Here is a 26,925-nt window from a genome sequence, read left to right on the forward strand (position 1 = left end):
ACCCCCGCTGACGGAAAAACGGCCGGGCGGCGACGGGTGGCGAGACGCGCCCCGCTACCGCGACTCGCGGAAGCCGGCGACCCCGAGGTCGTGGAGCGCGGCCGAGGTCTCGGCCACGTCGGAAACGAGGTCCTCGTGGTAGTCGACGAGTCGGTCTTCGAGTTCGGGGTAGCCGCGAGAGAGCGCCTGTACCGCCGACAGCGCCGCGTTGAACGACTTACCGGCGTCGACCGCGACGATGGGCGCGCCCGTCGGCATCCCGATGACTGAGTCGACCGACTTCTCCTGGACGGGGACGCCGACGACGGGAATCGGGTACGCGATGGAGGCGGTCATGTTCGGCAGGTCCGCGGACTTGCCGCCCGCGCCGGCGATGATGACCTCGACGCCGCGGTCGCGCGCGGTGTCGCCGTAGGCGTACATCAGGTCCGGCGTCCGGTGCGCGGAGACGACGTACGTCTCGTAGGAAAAGCGCTCTTCGGGCGGCGCGTCGAAGTCGGTCTGCTCGCCGAAGCCGAGCGTGTCCAGCGCCTCGTGCGCGCCGGACATCACGTCGAGGTCGGAGTCCGACCCCATGATGATGCCCACGTCGGGCGTCGTCTCGGGGTCGCGGTCGGCGTCGGCCTGTGCGTGCAGTTCGTCGATGAGGTCCCGTTCTGTCGTCATAGGTCCAAGTGGTGTCGCGGTCGGTCGTCGGTCAGTCGAAGTGCAGTCCGTCGCGGAGCTCGCGTGCGCGTGCGAGAAGCGTTTCGAGGTCGGCGTCGTCGTCGCCGACGGCGGTGAGGTGGCCCATCTTTCGCAGAGGCCGAACCTCGTCTTTGCCGTACCAGTGCAGTGAGACGCCGGATTCGGCGAGGGCGTCGTCGAGACCGCCGAGTCGCGCCGGCTGGCTCTCGTCGACCGTGCCGAGGACGTTCGCCATCACGGTGGGCGACCGGCGGGTCGTCGCGCCGAGGGGCCACCCGAGGACGGCGCGGACGTGCTGTTCGAACTGCGAGGCGAGCGCGCCCTCGATGGTCCAGTGGCCGGAGTTGTGCGGGCGCGGGGCGACCTCGTTGACGAGCACGTCGCCCGCGGCGGTCTCGAACAGCTCGATGCCGAAGACGCCGCGACCGGGCAGGTGCGACAGCACCTCGCGGGCGACGCGGTCGGCCTCCTCGCGCACCTCGTCGGTCGTCCGCGCCGGGACGACGGTCTCGCGGAGAATCTCCTCCTCGTGGACGTTCTCGCCCACGGGGAACGTCCGAATCTCGCCTTCGCCGCGGACGCCGATGACCGACAGTTCGCGCTCGAAGTCGACGAACGCCTCGGCCATCGCCGGGCCGCCGACCTCCTCGATGGCGGCCTCGGCCTCGTCGGGGTCGGTGACGGGGACGTTCCCGCGGCCGTCGTAGCCGCCGGTCCGGGCTTTCAGCATGACCGAGCCGAACTCGTCGAGCGCGTCGCGGAGGTCGGCCGCGTCGTCGACGCGGTGAAACGGCGGAATCGGGATGCCCGCCTCGCCGAAGGTGTCCTTCTGGACCAGTTTGTCCTCGATGGTCCGGAGCGCGTCGGGCGAGGGGTGGACCGCGATTCCCTCCTCGGCGGCCAGCTCGTCGAGCAGGTCGGGGTCGGCGAGTTCGATTTCGAACGTCAGCGCGTCGGCCCGCGCGGCGAGTTCCGCCATCGCCTCGGGGTCGTCGAAGTCGCCGACGATTTGGTCGGCGACGGCCGACGCCGGGCAGTCGGGTGTCGGGTCGAGCACGACGATATCGACGCCGAGCGGTGCGGCGGCCTCGCCGAGCATGCGCCCGAGCTGGCCCCCACCGACGACGCCGAGCGTGGGTCCGGGTACGGTGACGGTCACAGTCGCGGATTCAGTACGTCGGTGCATAAACGTTGCCACATTCGGTGCCTAGATGTGCATGAGTGTGGATAAAATAGGGCAGAACCGACGCCGAACGCGCCGGGCGCTCGCGGCGCTCGTCCCCGTCGAACGCGGGGAAAATCGGAGCGGCCGAACGCTCGGCCGGCGTCAGCCCCGCGTCTCGTTCGTGGCGTCGAGCGCGTCCTCGTCGATGAACACGACCACGTCCTCGCTCCAGAGCTTGAAGGCGTGCTGGCGTGCGACGTAGCCGTCGAGTTCGGATTCGAGTTCGGCGCGGTCCCACTCGTAGGCGACGACGACCGGCGGGGCGTCGGCGGTCACCTCGGAGACGTTCGCGTCGGGCGCGCTACTGGTGCGCTCGACGTCCGCGCCCTCGAAGTACCACGGGAGCGGGAGGCGACTGTGCCACGACGGCCCGCCGAGGGGGTCCGACTCGTTTGCGACGTAGAAGTGGGTCTCGTCGCTGTCCGGCGGACGTGTGCCGTACAGGAGCACGTCGGTTCCGTCGTTGGCGGCCGACACGCGTGCCACGTCGTCGAGGGTGGCCTTGAGGTCGTTTTCGGGCTGGGCCCACTGGAGCACCTCGCTGTCGTCGTCGGTCGAGGCGTTCCAGTAGTCGACGTTCGCGGCCGCGACGCCGCCGACCGAGGCGACGAGGACGAGCGCCGCGAGGCCGACGCCGACCGCGTCTTTGCTGTCGAGCGCCCGCGCGCCGGAGCGGAAGACGAACGCCGCGCCGACCGCGGCGGGAATCGCGAGGGGGACGACCGCGTGGACGACGACCCACGGCGCTTGGATGTCAGTCGCCAGCGGGTAGCCGAAGATACTCACGACGCCCCAGTAGGTCGCGAAGGCGACGAGCCACCGGATTCGACCGGCGACGACGCCGTAGCGGTCCACGACGACGCCGACGAGCGCGAAGACGATGAGCACCGGCGCGCCGTAGACGAACGTCTCGAGGAAGTCCTTCAGATACGGGAGGTACTCGTGAGACTGGTGGCTCCCGCCGAGCCAACTACCGACCATCTCGGAGGCCGCGCCGACGGTCCCGGCTTCGAGCACCGGGAGCATCGGGGCGGAGCCGCCGAGCGCGTTCCAGAGGCCGGGCCGCGGCGCGTAGAAGAAGACGAAGACGACGAGGAACGCGAGCAGGCCGCCGAGGACGCCCGCGACGTATCGAACCGCGCCGTAGCCGAGACTGCCGGCTCCGCGGGCGCGGAGTCGGTCGCGGAGGCTCGCCGGTAGTTCCGAAAAGAGGATGTCGCGGGCGGACTCGCCGGCCGAGGTGCGGGCGAGCAGTCGGTGGTCGAAGACGAGGAACGACGCCCCGAGGAAGCAGGCGAGGTAGACGACGTAGTTCTCTTTCGTCGCCGCCCCGGCCGCGAAGGAAGCTCCGGCGGGGATGAGGTAGGCGAGGCGGCCGGTGTCGTACGCGCGGACGACGAAGCCGAGCGCGGCGAACGAGAAGGCGGCCACGAGCACGTCGTTGCGCATGAACCGCGAGTAGTAGACCAAAAGCGGGTTCGCCGCGAGGAAGAGCGCGAGCGCGACCATCTCGTCGCGGCGGAGGTGCTCGCGGAACAGCCAGACCGAAAGCGGGAGCAGGCCGCCGACGACGGCGACCGGGAGCCGAGCCGTGAAGTCCGCCGCCGGCAGGACCGCAAAGAGGTAGTCGTTGACGACGGGGAGAAACGGGCCGTGGATGATGGGGCGGTAGGAGAACTCGCCGGTCTCGTGATAGCGCAGAATCCAGTAGCCGACGCGGCCTTCGTCCCAGTGGAAGATGCGGCCGCCGAGGTCGACGAGGCGGACGAGGAGGGCGAGAGCCGCCACACTGAGAATCGCCAGGAGGGCACGGGACCGAGCGACCGTCTCGGCCCCACTGTCAGTACTCATGCCCACCCATCGCGACGCCGACAATACAACTTTTGTGCTTGGTCGTCGCCGGGGCCAAATTCGGTCGGTGTCGGTAGTTCTTTTATCCGAGACGGGAAGGGTCGGCCATGGTCTCTCTCGGACTCGTCGTGGCCCGATTCAACTCGTCGGTCACGGAGCAGATGGAGGAGGCGGCCCGCGACGCGGCCGCCGAGCGCGACGCGACGGTCGTCGAAACGATTCAGGTCCCCGGGGCGTACGACTCGCCGCTCGCGGCCGACCGACTCGCCCGCCGCGACGACGTCGACGCCGTCGCGGTCGTCGGCGCAATCGTCACCGGCGACACCGACCACGACCGCGTCATCGCCGACGCGACCGCGAAGTCGCTGACGGAGGTCTCGCTGGACCGCGACAAGCCCGTCGCGTTCGGCGTCTCCGGCCCCGGCATGAGCGGCGCTGAAGCGCGCGAACGCGTCAGCAAAGGTGCGGAAGCGGTTTACGCCGCGACCGATATGGTGGAGGCGTTGGCATGAACTTCGATTTCAGCGACCGAGTCGGCCGCGTCGAACCGAGCGCGACGCTCGCCATCTCGAACCTCGCGAGCGAACTGGAAGCGCAGGGCGAAGACGTGGTCGACCTCTCGGTCGGCGCGCCGGACTTCCCGACCCCGGATAACATCACGCAGGCGGCGAAGGACGCGCTCGACGCGGGACACACGAGCTACACCTCGTCGAACGGGATTCCGGAACTCAAGGAAGCCATCGCGGCGAAGCTCCGCGGAAACGGCGTCGACGCCGAGGCCGACGAGGTCATCGTCACGCCCGGCGGCAAGCAGGCGCTGTTCGAGACGTTCCAGACGCTCGTCGACGACGGCGACGAGGTCGTGCTCCTCGACCCCGCGTGGGTCTCCTACGAGGCGATGGTCAAACTCGCCGGCGGCACGCTCAGCCGCGTCGACCTCGCACAGCACGACTTCAAGCTCGAACCCGCGCTCGACGAACTCGGCGAGACGGTCTCCGACGAGACGAAGCTCCTCGTCGTCAACTCCCCGTCGAACCCGACCGGCGGCGTGTTCTCCGACGCGGCGCTCGAAGGCGTCCGCGACCTCGCGGTCGAACACGACTTCGCCGTCATCTCCGACGAGATTTACGAGCGCATCGTCTACGACGGCTTCGAGCACACCTCGCTCGGCTCCCTCGACGGGATGGAAGACCGCACCATCACCATCAACGGCTTCTCGAAGGCGTTCTCGATGACCGGCTGGCGGCTCGGCTACCTCCACGCCCCGTCGGACCTCATCGCGCAGGCCGGCAAGCTCCACTCGCATTCGGTCTCCTGCGCCGTGAACTTCGTCCAGCACGCCGGCGTCGAGGCGCTCTCGGAGCGCACCGACGACTCCGTCGAGGAGATGCGACAGGCGTTCGAGGCCCGCCGCGACATGCTCGTGGACCTCCTCGCCGAACACGACGTCGACGTGGCCGTCCCGAAGGGCGCGTTCTACATGATGCTCCCCGTCGACGACGACGACCAAGCGTGGTGCGAGGGCGCGATTCAGGACGCGAAGGTCGCCACCGTCCCCGGGAGCGCCTTCAACGCGCCGGGCTACGCCCGCATCTCGTACGCCGCGAGCGAAGAGCGACTCCGCGAGGCCGTCGAGCGGCTCGCCGAGCACGACTACATCTGAGCCCCCCGCGGCGACCCGGTTTTTGCGGCGGCGTCTCGAACGGCACCCGAATCGTGACTGTCGGTTGAACTGTATGCTAGCGACGAACGTGATTTTTGCTGTCGTGTCGTTGGTTAGATTTATGTTTGTGACCTTCCATGTAGCATTCATACATACCACGTTCCGGGTGGGTTTTCCGCGGATTAACCGCGTATGTATACGACACGAAAATCATGAAATTAAATCAACTATTCGCAGACGACGACGCGGTGTCGCCGGTCATCGGTGTGATTCTGATGGTCGCGATTACCGTCATCCTCGCGGCCGTCATCGGGACGTTCGTGCTGGGACTGGGTGAACAGACCGCGACCGCTCCGCAGGCGAGCTTCAGTTTCGACTACAACCAGAGTAGCGCAGATTACCTCAACATCACCCACGAGAGCGGTGGAGCAATCGACTCGGACCAACTGAACATCACGACGGGCGTCAGCATCTACGGCACTGCTGAGGCTGGCAGCGGTAATGCATCAGAGAGCCGAACTTGGACCGGGCTGAACGGAGACACGCAAACTGACGTGACGGCCGGGACCTCAGTCACAATCTTGCCCTCCGGCGCCAGCGAAACACTCGCCGACCAGACCGTCCGCCTCGTCTGGACCGACGAAGCGGGTTCGAGTTCCGCGACCCTCCAGCGATGGTCCGGCCCTAACGCGTAACGCAGTTCGTACCGACTCCGCACTAATCGGTCACCACGCGGCCGACGACGACCTCGATTTTTTATCACCGAACCGTCCCGAGAGTCACTACGTTCGCACCGCCGCCACCACCGCTCGTCGGCCGCGTTCTATGGGGGTCCCACCGGGTCGACCGGCGGCCGATGAACTCCCGTCGGCGAAGATACTTATGTGAGTCCGCCACCAGAACTGTGACAGATGCGCGTGCGCGACCTCCCGCTGTCGGCGGCCCTCGTCTCTCACTACGAGTCGAACGGTATCGAGGAGCTGTATCCGCCGCAGGCCGCCGCCGTCGAGGCCGGCGTCGCGGCGGGCGGCCGCGTCGTCGCCGCCATTCCGACCGCCAGCGGCAAGACGTTCATCGCGGAACTCGCCATGCTCACCGCCGACGGGCCGGCGCTGTACATCGTCCCGCTCCGCGCGCTCGCCCGCGAGAAGTACGAGACGTTCGACCAACTCCCCGGCGTGAGCGTCGGCATCTCCACCGGCGACTTCGACGCGGCCGAGGAGGAACTCGGCGACCACGACATCGTCGTCGCCACGAGCGAGAAGGTCGACTCCGCGATTCGAAACGGCGCGCCGTGGGTCGACCGCCTCGCCTGCGTCGTCGTCGACGAGGTCCACCTCCTCGGCGCGCCGGGTCGCGGGCCGACGCTCGAAGTGACGCTTTCGACGCTCCAGCGGCGCGTCCCCGACCTCCAGCTCGTCGCCCTCTCGGCGACCGTGGACAACCCCGAGGCCATCGCCGACTGGCTCGACGCGGAACTCGTCGAGAGCACGTGGCGGCCCGTCTCGCTCCGGACCGGCGTCTACGCCGACGAGACCGTCGAGTTCGACGACGACACCGACCTCGACGTGGTCGTCCCCCCGACCGGCCCGAACGACGACGAGGCCACCGAGGCGACCGTCGCGCTCGTCGAAGACGCGGTCGAGACCGGCGGACAGTGCCTCGCGTTCGTCCGGTCGCGCCGCGAGGCCGAGGCGCTGGCCGACCGCCTCGCCGACGAGGACCTCTCGCCCGCGCCCGCCCTCGGCGACGAACTCGACGAACTCGGCGGCACCGCGACCGGCCGTCAGCTCTCGGAGTGCGCCCGGACCGGTGTCGGCTTCCACCACGCCGGGTTGCGGAGCGCCCACCGCGTCGCCGTCGAGAACGCCTTTCGGGACCGCCGGCTCGCGGTCATCTGTGCGACGCCGACGCTCGCCGCCGGAGTGAACGTCCCCGCTCGCCGGGTCGTCATCCGCGACCAGAAGCGCTACACCGGCGACGCGATGGAATGGATTCCCGTCCTCGACGTCCACCAGATGTGCGGCCGCGCCGGTCGCCCGCACCTCGACCCGTTCGGCGAGGCGGTCCTCGTCGGCGACGCGGACACGAAAGCCGAACTGTTCGACCGCTACGTCACCGCCGACGCGGAGGCCGTCGACTCGCAGTTCGCCGACCCCGAGGCGCTCCGGACGCACGTTCTTTCGGTCGTCGCTTCCGGGTTCGCCGACAGCCTCGACGGCGTCGCCGACGTGTTTTCGGCGACCTACTACGCCCACCAGCACCCGGACGTCGACCTCGCGGCGCTCGTCGCCGACGTGGTCTCGGAGCTCGAAACGATGGAGCTCCTCGACGTGACGGGAGAGACGCTGTCGGCGACGACGCTGGGCGCACAGACCTCCAGACAGTACGTCTCGCCGACGACCGGCGCGCGAATCGTCTCGGGCATCCGCACCATCGCGGAGATGGCCGACGAGCACGTCACCGCCCGGACCGCCCTCGAAGTCGTCTGCGACACGCCCGATATGCACGACACCTACCTCGGCAACCGAGAGCGGGCGCTCATGTACCAGTACGCCCGGAGCCACGCCGCGGAGTTCACCACCGCGATGCACGACGCCGACCCCTTCGAGGAGTGGCTGACGGCGGTCAAGACCGCCCGCATCCTCCACGAGTGGACCGAGGGGTCGGACATCGAGGAACTCGTCGAGCGGTACCGAATCGGACCGGGCGACGTGGAGTCCCGCGTGGAGCGCGCCGAGTGGTTGCTGGGCGCGGCGGACGCCCTCTGTGCCGCCCTCGACGCGGACGTGCCCGAGTTCCGCGAGGTCCGGGCGCTGTTGTCGCCCTGAGGGGAGGACCGCCCCCTCACACCGTACCGAATCCCACGCTCCGCACCGAGCCGTGTGCCTTCGCATCGAGGGGCCAAAGTCGCTTCGGGATGCCGTTTTAAGCTTCGCGGGGACGTAGCCGAGGCTATGGGTATCACGTACGAAGACTTCCTTGACCTCGACTACGAACCGACCGACGAGGACCTCGTCTGCACCTTCCGCATCGACCCCGCGACGGGGATGTCGACGGAGGCGGCGGCGAGTCGCGTGGCCTCGGAGTCCTCCAACGGCACGTGGGCGGCCCTCCAGACCGGCGCGGACTTCACCGACATGGGCGCGACGACGTTCGATATCGACGGCGACCTCATCAAAGTCGCCTACCCCGCGGGACTGTTCGAACCCGGCAACATTCCGCAGGTGCTGTCGTGCATCGCCGGCAACATCATGGGGATGAAGGCGGTCGACACGATTCGGCTCCTCGACTGCGAGTGGCCCGAGTCGGTCGTCTCGGCGTACCCCGGCCCGCTGTACGGGTCGTCGGTCCGCGAGGAGATATTCGGCGTCACCGACCGCCCCATCACGGCGACGGTCCCCAAGCCGAAAGTCGGCCTCTCGACGGCGGCGCACGCGCAGATCGGCTACGACGCGTGGGTCGGCGGCGTCGACCTCCTGAAGGACGACGAGAACCTGACCGACCAGTCGTTCAACCCCTTTTCGGACCGCCTGACCGAGTCGCTGTCGCTCCGCGACGACGCCGAAGACGAGACGGGCGAGACGAAGTCCTATCTCATCAACGTCACCGCCGACACCCAGACGATGCTCGACCGGGTGGACGAGGTGGCCGCGCAGGGCGGCGAGTACGTCATGGTGGACATCATCACCGCGGGCTGGGCGGGGCTCCAGACCGTCCGCGAGCGCACGGAGAAACACGGCATCGCAATCCACGCCCACCGCGCCATGCACGCCGCCTTCGACCGGCTCCCGACCCACGGCGTCTCGATGCGGGTGCTCGCGCAGGTGAGTCGCCTCTGCGGCGTCGACCAGCTCCACACCGGCACCGCCGGGCTCGGCAAGCTCGCCAACGAGGACACCGTCGGCATCAACGACTGGCTCGCGAGCGACCTCTACGGGACGACCGACGTGCTCCCGGTCGCCTCGGGCGGGCTCCACCCCGGTCTGCTCCCCGACCTGCTCGACGCCACGGGGACGAACGTCTGCGTCCAGCTCGGCGGCGGCATCCACGGCCACCCCGACGGCACCCGCGCGGGAGCGGTGGCGCTCCGGTCGGCCATCGACGCCTACGTCGAGGGGCGGTCTATCAGCGAGGCCGCCGAGGAGACGCCCGAGCTCGCGGTCGCCCTCGATAAGTGGGGGACGGAGACGCCGCGGTAAGCCCCGGAAGACCGACTCGGACTCACCGCGTTCGCAATTGTTGCCGGTTCGTGACAATGGTTCGAAACGTGTTGAGTGATTACTGCAATACCGAGTGAGAAATTGGCCCGCTATTCTGTGGGTTTCGAAGCGGGTTCGTCGTTCGAATATCGATGCTAATAATTGGCGAGTGAGTTTTATACGATTGTTTTCGCAGAGCTACAGTCAGAGTAATTCGGCCACTACCGGCTGTTCGGCGCGCATTGGGGGACGCCGGGGATTCGCCGATGACACCACATCATGAAGATACGAACAAAACTTATCGCGCTCTGTCTCGCCATCTCGCTGATTCCCGTGGCAGTCGTCGGCGTCGCAGGCGTCCAAGGAATGAGTAGCATTGGAAACTACGCCCAAGACCAAAGCAAGGCCACGCTGGAAGGGCAGATTACCGGCGACCTGAACCAGACCGTCGCCGCCCGGCAAGAGGAGATACAGAACCTTCTCGACGCCCGCCGCATCGACGCCCTCGCGCTGGCGGACTCGGCACCCGTGCAGAACTACGAGGCCGCCCGGGACGGGGAGATGGAACTCGTCCAAGAACAGAGCCAAGCGCAGTTGGGCTACATGGCGCTCCAGATGCGCGCCACCGTCGAGACCACGAAACAGTCCGTCCTCGCGAACCAGTACGGCGGACAGAACTGGGACGAGCTCACTCCGGCGCAACAACAGCAGGTGAAAGACCGTGTCGAGGCGCGAATCGCCGGCACCGCCGGAAGCGGCGTCCAACAGAGCGGGACGCTCTCCGACGCCTTCTACCCCGGCTACGTCGGCTCGACCGGCTACGCGTTCATCCTGAACGGCGACCTCGACTTCGTCGTCCACCACGGCCTCGACGACGGGGTCAACACCGTCGAAGACACCGGGATAACGGCGTTCAATCAGGTGCCCGCCGAAATCGAGTCGAACGACGCCGTCCGCAACGGCGAGGACTGGGGCATCGTCGAGTACGAGTGGGAAGACACCACTCAGGAGGGCAACCCCGTCGAGGAGAAGTTCGTCGCGTACACCTACCACGAGGACTTCGACTGGGTGCTCGCGCCGAGCGTCTACTACTACGAGCTACAGACGGCCGCCGTCGCCGACGCTCGTGGCCAGATTAACGACTCGTTCCGGAGCTACCTCGAAACCCGCGCCGTGACCATCGACGGCGAGGAGCACCCCGCCTACGACGAGATTCTGTTCACCGACGAGAACGGACAGGGCATCGTCCAAGCGACCCGCACCGACGACGGCATCGTCACCGAGTCGGTGGCCGACACCTCGTTCGCGGACGAGGCGTGGTTCGAGACCGCGACCGAACTGCAGGAGGGCGAAATCCATGTCAGCGAGGTGATGACCGTCGACGGCGACGCCGCGGTCTACGTCACCGCGCCGGTGTACCGCGGGGGTGAGCTCGCCGGAACCATCACGCTCCAGTTCAACTTCGAGCTTCTCAACACGCTCATCGACGACATCCCGGTCGGTGAGACCGGCCACCTGTCAATCGTGAGCGAACGCGGTGAGCTCCTGACCGACTCGCGGGAGTCGCTCGGCTCCGTCGAGTCCGAAATCGCGGAGAACGTGACCGCGATTGTCGGCCAGAGCGGGCTGACCACTCACGAGACGACCGGCGACGGCGGCGGCGAGGCTCGCTACTTCGTCGGCTACGCGCCGCTCCACTTCGGGAACGGTCAGTACGAACTCGTCGCGACCGTCCCCGAGTCAGACGTGACGGGGCCGGTCGAACAACTCGGGCAGGCGATGAACGACCGGGCGGACACCGCCCGGAACATCATGCTCCTGTTAATCGTCGGCATCATCGCGGTCGTCGTCGGCGTCGGCTACGTGGCCGCGCGGTACTTCTCGGAGCCGATAGAGGCGCTCCGGGACCGCGCGCAGTCGCTCGCCCGCGGTCGGTTCGACGACGACGAGGACATCGACGCCAACGACGACGAACTCGGCGAACTCGTCGAGGCGTTCGACGACATGCAGGAGAACCTCCAACAGCAGGTCTCGGCGCTTCGAACCGCCGGGACGGAACTCGGCGACGGCAACCTCGACCAGAACCTCCGGACCGACCTCCCCGGCGAGTTCGGCGCTATCATGTCCGACCTCGACACCGGGATTCAGAAGCTCCAAGACGGCTTCGTCGAGGTGCAGTCCGTCGCCGACGAGTTCGCGGCAGTGAGCAACGAGACGGTGTCGAGCGCGAAGGAAATCGAGTCCGCGAGCCAGGAGACCGCGCGGTCGGTCGAGGAAATCGCCCACGGTGCAGAACAGCAGACCGAGCGGCTCCAGACGGTCGCAAACGAGATGAACGACCTCTCGGCGACCATCGAGGAGGTCGCCGCCTCCGCCGACGGCGTCGTCCAGTCGGCGAATCAGGCCGTGTCGCTCGCCGACGAGGGGCGCGAGCACGCCGCGGAGGCGACAGACGAGATATCGACCATCGAGACCGAGGCCGACGAGGCGGTCGAGCGGGTCGAAGCCCTCGGCGAGCAGGTGGGCGAAATCAACGAAATCGTCCAGCTCATCAACGACATCGCGGAGCAGACGGACCTGCTCGCGCTCAACGCCTCCATCGAGGCCGCCCGCGCCGGCGAGGCCGGCGAGGGCTTCGCCGTCGTCGCCAACGAAATCAAGGCGCTCGCCAAGGAGGCCAGTCAGGCCACCGACGAGGTGGAAGCCCAAATCGACGAGGTTCGCGACCGCGCCGACGACACGGTCGACGACATGCAGTCCATGCAGGAGAGCGTCGAGAGCGGGTCGGAGACCATCGGCGACGCCATCGAGATGTTCGACCACATCTCCGGGGCGATTCGCGAGGCCGAACACGGCGTCGAGGAGATTTCGCAGGCGACCGAGAATCAGGCCGTCTCGACCGAGGAGGTCGTCTCGATGGTCGACGACGTGTCGAGCGTGAGCGAGGAGACCACCTCGGAGACGGCGACGGTTTCGGCGGCGACCGAAGAGCAGACCGCCGCGATAAACGAGGTCACGCGGAACATCCAGCAGGTGTCGGAGTCCGCGCAGTCGCTCAACGACCTCGTCGGCCGATTCGACGTCGGAAACGGCGGCGGAAGCGACCGCGGCGGCGACGCGACCGCGGCGGCCGGCACGACCCCCGACGGGTCGCCGCCGGCTGGGTCGCAGGCCGTCGCCGACGGCTCGGGCGAGGGAAGCTCCGCCCCGTCGGCGGACGACTGAGTCGGAAACGACGCCCGGTCCCGGTCGTCTCGCCGACGACTACCGGTCTACTTCTCCCATTATCGTGTCGAGACTCCCGAGCGCCGCGATGAGGTCCGGGATGTACTCGCCTTCGGCCATCTCGGGGAGCGCTTGAAGATTCGAAAACGAGGGGCCGCGAATCTTGAACCGCGCCGGGGTGTCGGTGCCGTCGGCGCGGATGTAGATACCCAACTCCCCCTTCGCGGCCTCGACCGCGCGGTACACCTCGGTGTCGTCATCCGGTTTGATGGTGCGCGGGACGTTCGACTGGATGGTCCGCTCGTCGTCGGGCCAGCCTTCGAGCAGGTCGACGCACTGGGCGACGATTTTGGCCGACTCCTCGACCTCGCGGAGGCGGACGAGCAGGCGCGCGAAGTTGTCGCAGTCCGCTTCGACGGCGACCGCCCAGTCGAGTTCGTCGTAGTAGCCGTAGGGGTCGTCGCGGCGGAGGTCGTAATCGATGCCGGAGCCGCGGGCGACCGGCCCCGTCACGCCGTAGTCCTTCGCCACCTCGGGCGGGAGGATGCCGGTGTCGACCGTGCGGGCCTGCAGAATCTCGTTCGCCGTCAGGAGGTCGCGGTACTCCCGCAGTTTCTCGGGGAGGTCGTCGACGAACGTCCGGACCTTCTCGAAGAACGCCTCGCGGGGTTCGGGGAGGTCCCAGACGACCCCGCCGAGTCGGAAGTAGTTGAACATCAGCCGCTGGCCCGTGAGGTCTTCGAGGATGTTCTGGACGAGTTCGCGGTCCCGGAGCGCGTACTGGAACGTCGCCGTGAAGTCGCCGATGACGTCGAGGGCGTACGCGCCGACCGCGAGCATGTGCGAGAGGATGCGGCTCAGTTCGGCCGCCAGCGTCCGGAGCACCTGCGCGTACTCGGGCACGTCGATGTCAGCCAGCGCCTCGGCGGTGCGGGCGTAGGCCCACTCGTTCAGGAGGCCGCCGCCGCCCCAGTCCCAGCGGTCGGGGTACGGCATAATCTGGTGTCGGTAGGTGCCCCGCTGGCACATCTGCTCCTCACAGCGGTGGATGTAGCCGATGTCGGGCTCCACGTCCGCGACCTGCTCGCCGTCCAGCGCGACCTGCAGGTGCATCACGCCGTGGGTCGCCGGGTGGTGCGGCCCGATGTTGAGGAGCATCGTGTTCGTGTCCGCGCGGCCGTCCTCGGCGAGCGGGTTCGCGTTCTCGTCGTACCGGACGACCTGGGGGCGCGTCTGGTCGTAGTCCAGCCCGAGCGGGTGGCCCTGCCACGTCTCCGGCAGGAGGATGCGGCGCAGGTCCGGGTGGTCCTCGTACCGGACGCCGACGAGGTCGTACGCCTCCCGCTCGTGCCACTCGGCCGTCCGAAACACCGGCGCGGCAGACTCGCTCACCGGGTCCGAACGGGGCGTCGGGACGACGACGCTCGCCTCTCGGGTCGGGTCGTCGTACGACTTCAGGTGATAGACGGACTCGTAGCGGTCCTCGTACTCCTGTGCGGTCACACACGAGAGGTGGTCGAGGCCGAGACCGTCGCGGAGGGCCGAAAGCGCCGACTGCACCGCGTCGGGGCGAATCTGCACCGCGGGCGCGTGGACGTGCTCCTCGGTGGCGAGGGCGGCGTCGCCCAGCGCCCGCCGGAGCGCGTCGGCGTCGAGGGGACCGGCGTCGTCGTCGGCGAGCGCGGCGGGGTCGTCGTCGGACTCGGGGGTCTGTCGCGGGCGTTCGAGTGACATGGCGGCTGACGCCCGTTCGTTCGTCCGGCCGTCGGTTCGGCGTTCTGCCTCACGAGTGCGGCCAGTTTTTATGTCGCGGTCGAATCAACCCGCTGGCATGAAATCCGTCAGGCTTCGCTTCGCGCCCGACGACGAGCAGATGCACCCGATGCACGAGTTCGTCGTCGACCACGAGGCGTTCGAGCGGACCGAGCTCCACCACTGGAACCCGACGGTGACCGACAGGAACACCATCGTCTTCGAGGTGTTCGGCTCCGACATCGAGGCCTACGAGGCGGCGCTCGCGGAGACAGAGCGCATCCAGTCGTACGAGGTCTCACAGCTCCCCGGTGACTCCTTTTTCATCGTGGTGAACGAGCGGCTCGACGCGGCGGGCGCGAGACAGACGGCGGCCGTCACGCGGGGCGACCTCATCGTCGTTCCGCCGGTCGTCTTCGACGGCGACGGCGCGGTGTCGGTGACGCTCGTCGGCACCGACGACGCCCTCCAGTCGGCGGTCGAGGAGATGCCCGAGGGCCGCGGCCTCGAAATCGTGCGGGTGCGGGAGTACACGGGTCCGGGGAGCGTCTCCGCCGGGTCGCTGTCGCCCCGCCAGCGCGAGGCCGTCGAGGCCGCCGTCGACTGCGGCTACTACCGCGAGCCGCGGACCGGGTCGGTCGCCGACGTGGCCGCACGGCTCGACTGCTCGGCGGGCACCGCGGCCGAACACCTGCGGAAAGCGGAGATGAAGGTCATGGCCGACCTCGTCGGCGGACCGTGACCGCGGGTCAGTCCGAGACGACGGTCCGGACCCTGACGACGACTCCGCCTACGGTTCGGCCCGCGACGGCGGTTTGGGACCGGCCTACGGTTCGGCCCGCGCCGACGGCTCCGCCCACGGTTCGCTGGTCCCCTCGCCGAACAGCTCCCGCATCAGGGTGACGATGCTCTCGGGTGGGAACTGCCCGCGCTCGGTGACGATGGCATCGACGTAGCGCGGCGGCGTCACGTCGAACGCGGGGTTCTGTACGGTCGGGTTGCCGAGCTCCACGAGCGTCTCGTCGTCGACGACCTCCGCGGTGTCGCGCATCTCGATATCGACGGTGTGGCCGGTCATCGTCCCCGGGTGGAGCTTGAGCGTCTGCGCGGCGACCATGATGGGCGTCCCCCGGTCGCGGGCGTTGACCGCGAGGCCGCTCGTCCCGATTTTGTTGACGACGCTCCCGTCGGCCGCGACGGCGTCCGCGCCGACGAGCACGTGGTCCACGTCGTTGAGGTAGCGGCGGGCCGCCGAGTCGACGATGAGCGTGACGGGCACGCCCAGTTCGTCGAGTCGCTTCGCGGTGATGTGCCCCTGATTTCTGGGTCGGGTCTCCTTGACGACGGCCTCGATGTGTTTCCCCTGCTCGACCGCCGCCTCGACGCACGCCAGCGCGTCCGTCGAGTGGCAGTGGGTCATGATGGTGTCGCCGTCGCGGAGGCGGTTCGCGCCGACCTCGCCGAGGTCGGCTTGGGCCCGTTCGAGGCGGGCGCAGAACTCGTCGGCCGACTCGACGACGTTCTGACGGAGTCCCTCGACGGTCGTACTCGACATGCCGCGGAGGACGTACCGGAGGGCGTTGGGGAGGCTCACGGCGGTCGGCCGCGTCTCGTAGAGCGCCCGGGCGGCCGCGCGGAGTTCGGCGCGGAACGCCTCGGCGTCGGCGGCGTCGCTCTCCGTGGCCTGCGTCCGAAGCGCCCGCGCGGCCGCGTCGGCGATGGTCGCCGCGCCGCGAATCTCCATCGTGTCGATCTCCGTCGCGGTGCGCCGGACCTCGGGGTGTACGCGGTCGTCCATGCGGGAACTACGGGCGTCGAATGGAAAAAGGTCGCCGCGGAGACGGGTTTCAGACTCGGTCCACGAGCGCCTCGTCGGGGTGTCGGACCCGGACGGTCTCGACGCGCTCGGTGAGCGCCTTCGCGTCGGCGAGTTTGTCCTCGGACTCGGCGTGGACCGTAAACAGCGTCTCGCCGCTGGCGGCCATCTCGCCGACGCGGCGGTGGAGTTCGAGGCCCGCGCCGGGGTCTCGCGGCGCGCCGGCCCGGCGGGCGACCTCGTTGACGAGGCGGTTGTTGACGTGCGTGACCACGCCGTCGCGGTCGGCGCGGACCGAAACGGTGTGCCGGCCGGGCGAGAGGTCGGCGGCCTCCACGTCGGGGTCGCCGTTCTGCGCGGCGAGTATCTCGCGGAAGGTCTCCTCGGCCCGCCCGGAGTCGAGGATGTCGGCGGCGTCGGCGTCGACGCCGGTGGACTCGAACAGCATGTCGGCGAGGCGAATCGCCTTCATGCGGAGGTCGTTCGGGCCGCCGCCGGCGAGCGTGGCGAGGACCTCGCGGGCTTCGAGCACGGGGCCGACGCCGCGGCCGACCGGCGCGGCCCCGTTCGTGATGGCGCACTCGATGGCCATCCCGAGGTGGCCGCCGACGCGGTTGAAGTCCTCCGCGAGCTCGCGCGCCTCCGCGAGGCTCTCGACTTTCGCGCCCTCGCCGTAGGGGATGTCCACGACGACGTTGGTCGAGCCGGCGCTCTTTTTCTTCGAGAGGACCGAGGCGATGAGCTGTCCCTTGGGGTCGATAGAAAGCGGCGTCTCGGCGCGGATGATGCGGTCGTCGACCGGAGAGAGGTTCACCGCGCCGCCCCAGACGAGACAGCCGCCGGTCTTCCCGATGATGTCGCGTATCTCCGGCACGGAGAACTCCACGTCGCAGAGGACCTCCATCGTGTCGGCGGTGCCCGCCGCGGAGGTGACGGCCCGCGAGGAGGTCTTCGGAATCTTCAGCCCCGCCGCGGCGACGATGGGGACGAGAATCGGCGTGACGCGGTTGCCCGCGACGCCGCCGATGGAGTGTTTGTCGGCGATGACCGGCTCCTCCCACACGATGGATTCGCCGATGTCCGCCATCGACTCCGTGAGGTGCATCGTCTCCTCCATGGATAGCCCGTTCGTGTAGGTCGCGGAGACGAACGCGCCGAGTTCCACGTCGGCGAGGCGCTCCTCGTAGATGTCGCGGACGAGTCGGGACAGTTCGTCCGCGTCGAGTTCGATGTCGTCGAGCTTCTTGCGGATGTAGTACACCGAGTCCGGTTGCGGCGCGACCGACACCTCGACTGCGCCTTCGAGGTGGTCGAGACGGCGCGTCACCCCGAGGGTCCCCTCGGCGACGAGTTCGTCCGTCAGCTCCACGATGCCGATAGTCGTCCGCCCGTCCCGGCGCAGTTGGACGCGTTCGAGGGCGTGAACCCCGAGTTCGGCCGCGTCGCTCTCGTTCAGGAGGACCGTCGGCGACCGGGTACCGATGTCGATGTGCTCGGCGAGGAGTTGCATACCCGAAGGTCGGACGATACCGTCAAGAAATCGACCCCGAGTCTCGGGGAGAGAGAACGCCTACGCGAGCTGGGACTCGACGAGGTTCTTCAGGTCGTCGTAGCCGCGGACGCCGACGAGCTGTTCGACCGCCTCGCCGCCGGCGAACAGCACCATCGTCGGGACGCCCCGGACCTGGTACTGGGCGGCGAGCTCCTGGTTCGCGTCCACGTCGACCTTGGCGACCGCGGCGTCGGTGGTCTCCGCGAGCTTCTTCACGGTCGGTTCGAGCATCTTGCACGGACCGCACCAGTCCGCGTAGAAGTCGACGAGCACCACGTCGTACGAGGAGACGGCGTCTTCCAGTTCGGACGCGCCGTCGACGTGGATGGGTTCTGCCGGCCCAGCCGCGGCTTCTTTCGCCGCACTCCCGCCGTCACTGCGGAGCTTGGATTCGAGTTGTTCGCGTTTCTGCTTCCGGATGTCGGTCAGTTCGTCGTCGGACATACCTACCGATACCGGCCGCGACCTAATAACGGTTTTGCACGATTTGGACAATAACATCTGCAATCACGGAGTCGTGATACCAGTGCGCATCGAGCGGAGCGACGCTGTGGCTCACGGCGAGAGTCCGGTGGGAAACGACGGGAGACAACGGGAGCCGGCGGAAAGCGGCGGAAAGCGGCGGAAAGCGGCGGTGAAGAAACGTGGCGGGCACGACCGCGGTCGGGGTCGGAGGGTCGAAAGCGACTCCGAGCGCCGAAGCGGGTCGGCTCGCGGTCAGTCGACGTACAGCGAGTAGGTGATGACCGCGAAGCCGATGAGCGTCAGCACCGAGTCGATGAGCAGTCCGGTGGCGAGGTCGACGTTGAGAATCACGTCGAGCGCGCCGCCGAGCATCGCGCCGAGCGTGACGGTCCCGAAGCCGAGCGCGAGGGCGCGGAGCGACGCCGCCCCGGTGTTCCGGTACGCCTTGTAGCTGAAGTAGGTGATGAGCCCGCCGAGGACGAGGATGCCCGTCTTGACGACGATTATCATCGTCGCTATCGTCGGCGAGGCGCTGAGGTGCCCCATCAGGTCTCCCTCCGGACCCGCGACCAGATGTCCGCGAGGCGTTCGTCGGGCGTCTGCTCGGGGCGGCCGACCGCGACGTCGAAGTCGCGGTCCTCGTTGAGCGCAATTCGCACCTCGTCGAAGGCGACCTCGTAGGTCGTCGCGTGGTGGCCGTCCGCGCGAATCTGGGTCCCCTCGGCGAGGAGCGCCGCGTCCGTGAGCAGGTCCAGCTTCCTGTACGTCGTCGAAAGCGGGATGTCACACGTGTCTGAGATTTCGCTTGCCGTCATGGGTTCTTCGAGTCCTCTGATGATGGCTCGGGCGTCCGCGTCGTCGAGCGCGTCGAGCACCGCCGTCAGTTCGGCCGACTCCATCGCGGACCGGTCGCGCGCCATTACCCAGACTCACCGACGAGAGCCTTATTAACTCTCCGGGTCGGGCTCATCGCTATCCACCGATTCGGGGGCTGTGTCGTAGGCGCCCTCCATTCTGAGGGTTCCCGCGCGGGCCAACACGGCGGGCGTTCGACAGACGCCCGGCGCGCCCGTCGCCTGCGGCACCGCGCAGTTGTTGCAGTTCTCGCAGACGACCCGCGTGTCGGTCGAAACGTCCTCACCGAGCAGTCGCGCCGGGAGTTCCGGTTCGGCGTAGAACGGCCGGGCCATTCCGACGGCGTCGCAGGCGTCGCCGAGCAGTCGGTCGATGTGGCCGCGCTCGCGGATGCCGCCCTCGCAGAGCACGGGCACCGAGACGGCGTCGCGGACGCGGCGGCACAGGTCGGCGTTCCACGCCGGGTCGAAGTCGTACCACGCCGCTTCGATTCGGTTGCCGAGTTCGACGAGTCGCGCCCGGAGCGGGCCGCCGAAGGCCGCGGCGTAGCCGTCGCGGTAGCGGTCGTCGCGCCACGCGCGGGCCGGGAACGACCCCCGGACGATGCTCGCGTCCCAGAACACCGACCCCGAGACGGGCACGAGCGCGTCGTAGCCCGCCTCGTCGAGGCGGCGGCAGATTGCGACGGCGTCGGCCTCGGTCAGATGTCGGCGGATGCCGGGCGGCGCGGCCGTCTCCGCCGGCACTTTCGTCATGAGCGGTACGTCGCCCGCCCGCCCGCGGACCTCGTCGGCGACGACCTCCAGAAACCGGACGCCGTCGCCGAACTCGTCGTCCCGGCGGTTGTAGAACGGCGAGAGGAACTGGTGGACGACGCCCATGTTCGCGCCGGCGACGTGGACCACGTCGTAGCCGGCGTCGACGGCCATCGCCGCGGAGCGGCCGAAGTCGGCCGCGAGGTCGTACACCTCCTCGGTCGTCATGACGCGGGCGTCGTAGTCGAGAAAGCCGAGGCCGTCAAGCAGTCTGAGGAGCCGCGGCGGCCGGGAGACGGCGAGCTGTCGAAGCTCGGGGTGGTCGCGTCGATACGCGGCGTGCCACGTCTCCATGCTCCGCAGGCCGCCGTACTCCAACTGGACCGCGACGGCCGCGCCGTGGTCGTGGAGGCGCTCCGTCACCGCCGACAGCGACGCCGCGAACTCGGGGTCCGCGATGCGGGTCATCCCCGGTGCGGCACAGCCGCCCGTCTCGCGGACGATGGTCGCGCCCTGACAGACGAGGCCCGCGCCGGCCCGCGCCGCGGGTTCGAGTTCCGCCGCGAGGCGCTCGGGCGCGTCGGGGCCGGTGCCCGCGCATTCGAGGACCGGCGCGCGGTAGAGCCGGTTTCGGAGCGTGAGCCCGCCGATGTCGAGCGGGTCGTCGAGCCGAGGAGTCGCCATGAGAGAGACGTGGCGCGCGAGCGACGTAAATCGACGCGGCGGTCGGTCGCCACCGGTCAACCTTCTTACCCGTCGCCGCCGATGACCGTCTCATGAACCCCGAACCGTTCAGGTACGACTCGGAGGTGCCGCCGGGCGAGGTGCGACACCTCAGGTACGAAATCAGCGAGACGTACCTCGGCGACCCCGTCGAGATACCCGTCACGGTCATCAACGGCGAGCAGGGCGGGCCGTCGGTCTTCATGACCGCGGCGCTCCACGGCGACGAACTCAACGGCGTGAAGGTGATGCAGGAGGTCGCGAGTCGGTACAACCCCGCGGACATCCACGGCACCATCGTCTGCATCCACGTGGCGAACGTCCCCGGCTACCTCGCCCAACAGCGCTACATCCCCATCTACGACCTCGACCTGAACCGGTCGTTCCCCGGCCGCGACGGCGCGAACACGGCCGAGCGCATGGCGAACCAAATCTACCGGCGGTTCGTCGAGCCCTGCGACCTCGGCATCGACTTCCACACCTCGACGCGCAACCGGACGACGATGTACCACGTCCGCGCCGACATGAACCGCCCGGAGGTCGCCCGCCTCGCGCGGTCGTTCGGCGCGAACCTCATCCTCTCGGGCGAGGCCGAGGCGAGTTCGCTCCGCACCGTCGCCACCAACGACGGGATTCCGACCATCACCGTCGAGATGGGCCGCGCCCACCGCTTCCAGCCGGCGATGGTCGACCGCGCGCTCGACGGCGTCGAGAGCGTCCTCGCCGAGTACGGCGTCCTCCCGGACGAGGCGGTCAGCTGGCCGGGCTGGTCGCGCGTCATCGACTCCGCGACGGACAAGACGTGGCTCCGCGCCGACGTGGGCGGCCTCGTCGAGATGCAGTACGGCGACGTGCCCCTCGTCTACGAGGGCGACACCATCTGCACCATCTCGGACCACTTCAAGACGAGAGAAAAGCGCGTCTCTGCGCCCTTCACCGGCCTCGTCGCCGGCGTCCTCCAGAACCCCGTCGCCGCGCCCGGTCACCCGCTGTGTCACCTCGTCAGCGTCGACGACGCGACGCTCCGCGAGATAGAGCGCGAAATCGAGGCCGGCGAGTTCACGGAACGCCCGTGGAGTTAGGCGGGGCGCGTCGAATCAGACGCGCTCGTGTCGCCGCCGCCCCGCTCGGTCAGTCGTCCGCGCCGACCTGCTCGTGGGTGTGGTGGAAAAACCGGACGTGCGGCCGCCCGTCGCGTTCGACCGGCTCGAAGCAGACGCGCCGGTAGCGCTCGTTGTCGAGGAGGTTGACGAGCAGACCGCGGTCGTGGAGCGAGACCGAGTCGTAGGGCGTCGAACAGACCGGACACAGCTCCGGGTCGGTCGCGTCGCTCATGTTCACGCCCCCGTATCCGAACCGACCGCGTCGGCGACCCGCGAAACCGTCTCGAACTCGTCGTCCGCGTAGGCGATGAACCGAACGTCGCGGAGCGAACTCGGCTCGAACGCCGCGAGCACCTCGCAGATGAGTCGCGCGCCGTCGGCGAGGTCGAACCCGGCGACGCCACAGCCGAGCGCCGGAATCACGAGCGACTCACAGCCGCGGTCGTCCGCGGCTCGGAGGGCGTTCCGCGTGGCGTCGCGGATGCTCTCGGCGGTCGCCCGCCCGTCTCCGTAGTGGGGCATCGCCGCGGCGTGAATCACGACCTCGGCGTCGAGGTCGAAGGCGTCGGTGACGGCGACCGCGCCGAGGGCTATCGGCCCCTTCGCCATCGCCGCGTCGTTCAGTTCCGGGCCGCCGCCGCGACGGAGCGCGCCCGCGACGCCCGAGCCCATGCGAAGGCTCGTCCCCGCGGCGTTCACCAGCGCGTCGGCCGACTGGGCGGCGATATCGCCCCGTACGACGGTGAACTCCACGTCAGGCCAGTCGGTCCATGTCCTCGTCGTCGAGGTCGATGTGCGAGGCCGCCACGTTGTCGCGGAGGTGCGAGACGCTGGACGTGCCGGGGATGGGGAGCATCACGTCGGAGCGGTGCAGGAGCCACGCGAGGGCGATTTGCTGGGGCGTCGCGTCGTGTTTCGCCGCGACCGCGGAGACGGCGTCGGCCCGGTCGCCGAGGTCGCCCGCGCCCAGCGGGTACCACGGGATGAAGCCGATACCGTACTCCTCGCAGGCGTCGAGGCTCGCCTCGAACTCGCGGTCGCCGATGTTGAAGCGGTTCTGGACCGTGGCGATGTCGACGATGTCGCGCGCCTCGTCGAGCTGTTCGACCGAGACGTTCGAGAGGCCGACGTGCCGAATCAGTCCCTCGTCTTTCATCTCGGCGAGCGCGTGGACCGAGTCCTCGAAGGGGACGTGCGGGTCCGGGCGGTGGAGCTGATAGAGGTCGATGGTGTCCACGCGGAGGCGGTCGAGGCTCCCGAGGACGGCGTTTCGGAGGTAGTCGGGGTCGCCGTTGGGCTTCCAGTCGCCGTCGGTGTTGCGGAGCAGACCGCCCTTCGTGGCGACCACGAGGTCGTCCGGGTAGGGTGCGAGCGCCTCGCCGATGAGGCGCTCGGAGACGGCCGGCCCGTAGGAGTCCGCCGTGTCGATGAGGTCGACGCCGTGGACGAGCGACTCGTGGAGGACCTTCTTCGCGTTCTCCACGTCGTCCGGCTCGCCGATGATGTCGTCGCCGGTGATGCGCATCGCGCCGAAGCCGAGTCGGTGAACCGTGAGGTCGCCGCCGATGTCGAACGTGCCGCTGGCGTTTTCGAGTCCCATGGGAGGTGATTGGTCGCCAGACAGGTGGTCGTTTCGGCGGTCCGGACGGGAGGCGGCCGGGAACGCGCGGTCACCCAAACCGCCGAAACCCACACCCGTCGTCGGTACGAACGGCCGCCATGGACCTCCTGTCGATGCGCTGGCGGCACACGCTTTTCGCCCACTGGCCGGTCGCCCCCGAACTCGTGGAACCCCGGCTCCCCGACCGGCTCTCGGTGGCGACCCACGACGGTCGGGCGTGGCTCGGCGTCGTCTCGTTCGACATGACGGACATCCGCCCGCGCGGGTCGCCAATCGGGCTCGGGTTCCCCGAGGTGAACCTCCGGACCTACGTCGAACCCGCCGACGGCGGGCCCCGAGGCGTCTACTTTTTCACCCTCGACGCCGCGGACCGCCTCGGCGTGACGATGGCCCGGCTGGGCTACCGCCTCCCGTACCACTACGCGACCATCTCGGTCGAGGAGCGAGACGGCGCGGTCGACTACGAGAGCTACCGGCCCGCGACGGCCGAGACGCCGGAAGCGCGGTTCGAGGCGACCTACCGGCCGACCGGCGAGGTCCGAGCCCTCGACCCCGGGTCGCTCGACGCGTTCCTCGTCGAGAACTACCGCTTTTACACGGACGACTGGCCCGTCGTCATCGGCGACATCGACCACGACCCGTGGCCGATACAGGACGTGGAGGCCGAGATTCGCGCGAACACGATGTTCGAGGCCTGCGGCTTCGACCACCCCGGCGGCGACCCGATACTCCACTACGCGGCCGACCTCGACGTGACGGCGAAGCCGCCCGCGGTGCTTCGCTGACCTCGTTCGCCTCGGGCGAAATCGCTCACGCGTCGCGTTCGCGTAAGGCTGGGCCGCCTCCCTCGCCCGCCCGAAGGTGAAACCTTCAAGCATCGCTGAACTAACCCGACGGACATGGCACTCATCGACACCGTGATGGCAACGCTCCACCTCGTCGTCGGCGGACTCTGGACGGGGAGCGTCCTCTTTTTCGCGCTCGCCGTGTTGCCGACCGCCCGCGCCGGGAACATCCGCGCCGCCGCGTTCGAATCGGTCGTCTCCCGGCTGACGATGTGGTCCCGCGGGGCCTCGCTCGTGATGTTCGCGACCGGCGGCCACCTCGCCGGCACGCGCTACACCGCCGAGAGCCTGTTCGGCACCGGCCGCGGCCACCTCGTTCTCGGGATGCTCGTGCTCTGGTTCGTCCTGACCGGCCTCGTCGAAGTCGGTCGGTCCCGCGCGAAAGACGGCCTCGCGGAGAAGAAGGTCCGCACGCCCGCCGAGAAGGCCGCGCCGTTCTACCTCGGTGCCGCGCTCGTCGCCGTCTTGCTCCTCGTCGACGCCGGCCTGCTCCTCAACTGACGCCGGCGCCGACTCCCGAGGACTCCGTAGAGTATCTATATCTACGTTCGAAAATATATATTCTGTACGACATGTTTATGGGCTCGGTCCGGGTGGGTCCACGTGTATGCACGGGGACGAGACGCGCGCCACCGAGTCGCCGCTTCGAATCGAGCTGTGTCCCGACACCGGGCGGATACGCATCCACCGGGAGACCGCGCTGGGGACGTTCACGCGGACCATCGACCGATGAGTCCGGACGCCCCGTCGGCCCTCGGAACGTCGCCGGTCGGGAGGTCGGCCGAGCGAGGTCCCGGCCCGGTGCTCGCGCGCCTCGGCCGACCGGTCTCGGAGACGCCGACCCGGCTCGCGGTCGTCGCCGACCCGCACGTCACGCCGACGGGCTCCGGCACGTGGAAAGCCTACCACCGGAGCGAGACGCGGCTTCGGACCGCCGTCTCGACCATCGCCGACCTCGACGTGGACGCGACGGTCCTCCTCGGCGACCTGACCCGCGACGGCCGCCCCGAGGAGTACAACGTAGTCGACGAACTCCTCCGCGACCTGCCGGGGCCGCGGGTCGCGGTTCCCGGCAACCACGACGTGCCGAAGCGCTGGGACGACTACGACGCCCCGACGCCGGCCGAGTTCGCGGCGCGCTACGCCGGCGGCTCCCTCCCGTTCGTCCGCCGGGTCGGCGGCGTCGATATCGTCGGTCTCGACTCCGCCAGCGGCGGCCCGGACCTCGCCCTCACCGACACCCACGAGGGGGCCGTTCCCGGCTCTCAACTCCGCTGGCTCGACGCCGTCCTCGCTGACGCGACGACCCCGGTCGTCGTCCTCCACCACAACGTCTTCCACCCCCGCCGACACACCGGACAGTTCCCCGACGCCGACTTCTACCAGCTCCGCAACGCCGACGAACTCGCCGCGGTGCTCGCGCGCCACGACGCGCCGCTCGTGCTCTCCGGGCACATCCACTGGCCCGCGACGGCGGTGCGAGCCGGCGTCCGAGAACTCATCGCCCCGGCGACCTGCTCGTTCCCGCAGTCGTTCATCCTCGTCGACGTCGACCGCCGCGGGACGACGGTCCGACTCGTCCCGCTCGCGGGACCGAAGGGCATGGCCGAGGCGTACACCCTCGCCGCCAGCGGGGCCGCCCACGGACAGGGCATCGCCGCGCACGCCGACCGCGGACAGCTGTCGGCGCTCCCGCTCGTCGACGAGCGGACGCCGCCGCGGCGGGTCGTCGGCTCGGACGTTCCGGGGGCGGTTCGATGGCGGTGAGTCTCGACCGCCTCGCCGACGCCCGCGAGGCACTCCGCGCCGAGCGTCGCCGCTGTGTTGACGAACGCGAGGCGTTCCGGGCGTTCCGCCGCGAGGTCGCCGCGTCGCAGGCGACGGCGTCGGCTCCGACTCGGACGCCCGCCGCCGCGACGCTCGTCGGCCAGCGGGGCCAGCGGGGCGGAACCGACGCCGCGCTCTCCGGACTGCGCCGGAGCTACGAGCGGACCGTGATGTCCGTCCCGCACTACGACGAGGAGTACGGCGACGCCTTCGAGGAGAGCCTCGCCGCCGAGTTCGGCCCGGACGTGGCGACCGCGTTCCAGTCGGCGAGCGTCCTCTCGCCGGCGCTCCGGCGTACGGTCGCGGCGGCGGCCGCGTCGTCGCTGGACGAGCGCGAGAAGTTCATCGAAGTCGTCGACGAGGAGGCCGAGTCCGTGGCGTCGATGCGCGACGATATCGAAGCGCTCCTCGGGCGGCTCGGCGACCTCGACCGGACGCCGCTGTCCGAACGCGGCTTCGACGCGCTGTTGGCGCTCTACGAGGAGCTATCGGCGCTCCGCGAGCGACTCGAAGCACTCGTCGCGGCGCGACAGGAGACGATTTCACACCACCGGCGGGCGCTCTCGGCGCTGGTGCCGGACGTGACGGAGTTCTTCTACGCCGACCTGTCGGTCCGGTACCCCGTGCTCGCGACGCTCGCGGAGGTCGGGACGACGCTCGATACCGCGACCCGCCGGGTCGAGCGCCGGCTCGCCGCGACACCGTAAGCCGATTCGCCCCGGCCACAGTTATTTACCCGTTCGAGGAGACGCCGGAGT

The 26,925-nt window shown here is 69.0% G+C and carries 26 protein-coding genes and 1 pseudogene; 14 read left to right on the plus strand and 13 right to left on the minus strand.

Annotated elements, in window-relative coordinates:
- Positions 1-54 precede the first annotated feature (54 nt).
- The 3 genes from purE to C438_RS17490 all read right to left on the minus strand — a co-directional run bounded on the left by purE (position 55) and on the right by C438_RS17490 (position 3,763).
- On the minus strand, positions 55-666 hold the full coding sequence (gene purE / locus C438_RS17480; RefSeq protein ID WP_004971038.1) for a 5-(carboxyamino)imidazole ribonucleotide mutase: 612 nt from the start codon (positions 664-666) through the stop codon (positions 55-57).
- 31 nt (positions 667-697) lie between these two features.
- A complete protein-coding gene (locus tag C438_RS17485; RefSeq protein ID WP_004971039.1) occupies positions 698-1,846 on the minus strand; it encodes a 5-(carboxyamino)imidazole ribonucleotide synthase in 1,149 nt (382 codons plus the stop codon).
- A gap of 168 nt (positions 1,847-2,014) precedes the next feature.
- Positions 2,015-3,763: a flippase activity-associated protein Agl23 gene (locus C438_RS17490; protein ID WP_049918207.1), complete on the minus strand. Its 1,749-nt coding sequence runs from the start codon at positions 3,761-3,763 to the stop codon at positions 2,015-2,017.
- 107 nt (positions 3,764-3,870) lie between these two features.
- Between C438_RS17490 and ribH the strand changes: the two genes are divergently transcribed.
- From ribH to C438_RS20280, 7 genes and pseudogenes are all read left to right on the plus strand, one after another.
- On the plus strand, positions 3,871-4,275 hold the full coding sequence (gene ribH / locus C438_RS17495; RefSeq protein WP_004971041.1) for a 6,7-dimethyl-8-ribityllumazine synthase: 405 nt from the start codon (positions 3,871-3,873) through the stop codon (positions 4,273-4,275).
- Entirely contained in the window at positions 4,272-5,426 is a 1,155-nt protein-coding gene (locus C438_RS17500; protein WP_004971042.1) for a pyridoxal phosphate-dependent aminotransferase, read from the plus strand. The genes ribH and C438_RS17500 overlap by 4 nt, the downstream gene beginning before the upstream one ends.
- Positions 5,427-5,638: 212 nt before the next feature.
- Positions 5,639-6,121, plus strand: a complete 483-nt coding sequence (locus C438_RS17505) for a type IV pilin (protein ID WP_004971043.1) — start codon at positions 5,639-5,641, stop codon at positions 6,119-6,121.
- A gap of 216 nt (positions 6,122-6,337) precedes the next feature.
- Positions 6,338-8,257 carry a DEAD/DEAH box helicase gene (locus C438_RS17510; RefSeq protein ID WP_004971044.1) on the plus strand — a complete coding sequence of 640 codons (1,920 nt, stop codon included), beginning with the start codon at positions 6,338-6,340 and terminating at the stop codon, positions 8,255-8,257.
- 126 nt (positions 8,258-8,383) lie between these two features.
- Positions 8,384-9,628, plus strand: coding sequence for a type III ribulose-bisphosphate carboxylase (rbcL, locus tag C438_RS17515; protein ID WP_004971045.1), 1,245 nt, complete (start codon positions 8,384-8,386; stop codon positions 9,626-9,628).
- A 615-nt stretch (positions 9,629-10,243) separates the two neighbouring features.
- Positions 10,244-11,641, plus strand: a pseudogene (locus tag C438_RS20275) (cache domain-containing protein); the annotation flags it as partial.
- Between the two features lie 108 nt (positions 11,642-11,749).
- Complete coding sequence (locus C438_RS20280) at positions 11,750-12,853, plus strand: methyl-accepting chemotaxis protein (protein ID WP_394295252.1); 1,104 nt, start codon at positions 11,750-11,752, stop codon at positions 12,851-12,853.
- 39 nt (positions 12,854-12,892) lie between these two features.
- On the opposite strand, the gene C438_RS17525 is transcribed toward C438_RS20280, so the two are convergent.
- Positions 12,893-14,587 (minus strand): NADH-quinone oxidoreductase subunit D, encoded by a 1,695-nt coding sequence (locus tag C438_RS17525; RefSeq protein WP_004971047.1) that lies wholly within the window; start codon positions 14,585-14,587, stop codon positions 12,893-12,895.
- 97 nt (positions 14,588-14,684) lie between these two features.
- Between C438_RS17525 and C438_RS17530 the strand changes: the two genes are divergently transcribed.
- Complete coding sequence (locus C438_RS17530) at positions 14,685-15,347, plus strand: helix-turn-helix domain-containing protein (protein WP_004971048.1); 663 nt, start codon at positions 14,685-14,687, stop codon at positions 15,345-15,347.
- 84 nt (positions 15,348-15,431) lie between these two features.
- Here C438_RS17530 and C438_RS17535 read toward each other — a convergent pair whose 3' ends face one another.
- From C438_RS17535 to C438_RS17560, 6 genes are all read right to left on the minus strand, one after another.
- Positions 15,432-16,403 carry a ribose 1,5-bisphosphate isomerase gene (locus C438_RS17535; RefSeq protein WP_004971049.1) on the minus strand — a complete coding sequence of 324 codons (972 nt, stop codon included), beginning with the start codon at positions 16,401-16,403 and terminating at the stop codon, positions 15,432-15,434.
- Positions 16,404-16,452: 49 nt separating this feature from the next.
- Entirely contained in the window at positions 16,453-17,931 is a 1,479-nt protein-coding gene (locus C438_RS17540) for an AMP phosphorylase (RefSeq protein ID WP_004971050.1), read from the minus strand.
- Between the two features lie 60 nt (positions 17,932-17,991).
- On the minus strand, positions 17,992-18,417 hold the full coding sequence (gene trxA, locus C438_RS17545) for a thioredoxin (protein ID WP_004971051.1): 426 nt from the start codon (positions 18,415-18,417) through the stop codon (positions 17,992-17,994).
- 273 nt (positions 18,418-18,690) lie between these two features.
- Complete coding sequence (locus tag C438_RS17550; protein WP_049918209.1) at positions 18,691-18,984, minus strand: DUF7521 family protein; 294 nt, start codon at positions 18,982-18,984, stop codon at positions 18,691-18,693.
- Positions 18,984-19,358 (minus strand): helix-turn-helix domain-containing protein, encoded by a 375-nt coding sequence (locus tag C438_RS17555; protein ID WP_004971053.1) that lies wholly within the window; start codon positions 19,356-19,358, stop codon positions 18,984-18,986. The genes C438_RS17550 and C438_RS17555 overlap by 1 nt, the downstream gene beginning before the upstream one ends.
- A 27-nt stretch (positions 19,359-19,385) precedes the next feature.
- Positions 19,386-20,732, minus strand: coding sequence for an oxidoreductase (locus C438_RS17560; protein ID WP_004971054.1), 1,347 nt, complete (start codon positions 20,730-20,732; stop codon positions 19,386-19,388).
- 92 nt (positions 20,733-20,824) lie between these two features.
- Here C438_RS17560 and C438_RS17565 point away from each other — a divergent pair, with 92 nt between their 5' ends.
- Positions 20,825-21,853 carry a succinylglutamate desuccinylase/aspartoacylase family protein gene (locus C438_RS17565; RefSeq protein ID WP_004971055.1) on the plus strand — a complete coding sequence of 343 codons (1,029 nt, stop codon included), beginning with the start codon at positions 20,825-20,827 and terminating at the stop codon, positions 21,851-21,853.
- Between the two features lie 49 nt (positions 21,854-21,902).
- Here the strand turns inward: C438_RS17565 and C438_RS17570 are convergent, their stop codons facing one another.
- Genes C438_RS17570 through C438_RS17580 form a run of 3 tightly spaced genes read right to left on the minus strand, consistent with a single transcriptional unit; the run spans position 21,903 to position 23,474 of the window.
- On the minus strand, positions 21,903-22,106 hold the full coding sequence (locus C438_RS17570) for a hypothetical protein (protein ID WP_049918210.1): 204 nt from the start codon (positions 22,104-22,106) through the stop codon (positions 21,903-21,905).
- Positions 22,107-22,108: 2 nt separating this feature from the next.
- Positions 22,109-22,627, minus strand: coding sequence for a macro domain-containing protein (locus tag C438_RS17575; protein WP_004971057.1), 519 nt, complete (start codon positions 22,625-22,627; stop codon positions 22,109-22,111).
- A gap of 1 nt (position 22,628) precedes the next feature.
- Positions 22,629-23,474 (minus strand): aldo/keto reductase, encoded by an 846-nt coding sequence (locus C438_RS17580; RefSeq protein WP_004971058.1) that lies wholly within the window; start codon positions 23,472-23,474, stop codon positions 22,629-22,631.
- 119 nt (positions 23,475-23,593) lie between these two features.
- On the opposite strand from C438_RS17580, the gene C438_RS17585 reads away from it, so the two are divergent.
- The 5 genes from C438_RS17585 (at position 23,594) to C438_RS17600 (ending at position 26,874) form a co-directional block, all read left to right on the plus strand.
- Complete coding sequence (locus tag C438_RS17585; protein ID WP_004971059.1) at positions 23,594-24,280, plus strand: YqjF family protein; 687 nt, start codon at positions 23,594-23,596, stop codon at positions 24,278-24,280.
- A gap of 114 nt (positions 24,281-24,394) precedes the next feature.
- On the plus strand, positions 24,395-24,841 hold the full coding sequence (locus C438_RS17590) for a hypothetical protein (protein ID WP_004971060.1): 447 nt from the start codon (positions 24,395-24,397) through the stop codon (positions 24,839-24,841).
- A 106-nt stretch (positions 24,842-24,947) separates the two neighbouring features.
- The gene (locus C438_RS20135) at positions 24,948-25,073 is read left to right on the plus strand and encodes a hypothetical protein (protein ID WP_004971061.1); all 126 of its coding nucleotides are present in this window, start codon (positions 24,948-24,950) and stop codon (positions 25,071-25,073) included.
- Positions 25,070-26,107 (plus strand): metallophosphoesterase family protein, encoded by a 1,038-nt coding sequence (locus C438_RS17595; RefSeq protein WP_004971062.1) that lies wholly within the window; start codon positions 25,070-25,072, stop codon positions 26,105-26,107. The genes C438_RS20135 and C438_RS17595 overlap by 4 nt, the downstream gene beginning before the upstream one ends.
- Positions 26,098-26,874, plus strand: coding sequence for a DUF7260 family protein (locus C438_RS17600; RefSeq protein WP_004971063.1), 777 nt, complete (start codon positions 26,098-26,100; stop codon positions 26,872-26,874). The genes C438_RS17595 and C438_RS17600 overlap by 10 nt, the downstream gene beginning before the upstream one ends.
- Positions 26,875-26,925: the final 51 nt, after the last annotated feature.

This window comes from Haloferax denitrificans ATCC 35960, assembly GCF_000337795.1.
GTDB lineage: Archaea > Halobacteriota > Halobacteria > Halobacteriales > Haloferacaceae > Haloferax > Haloferax denitrificans.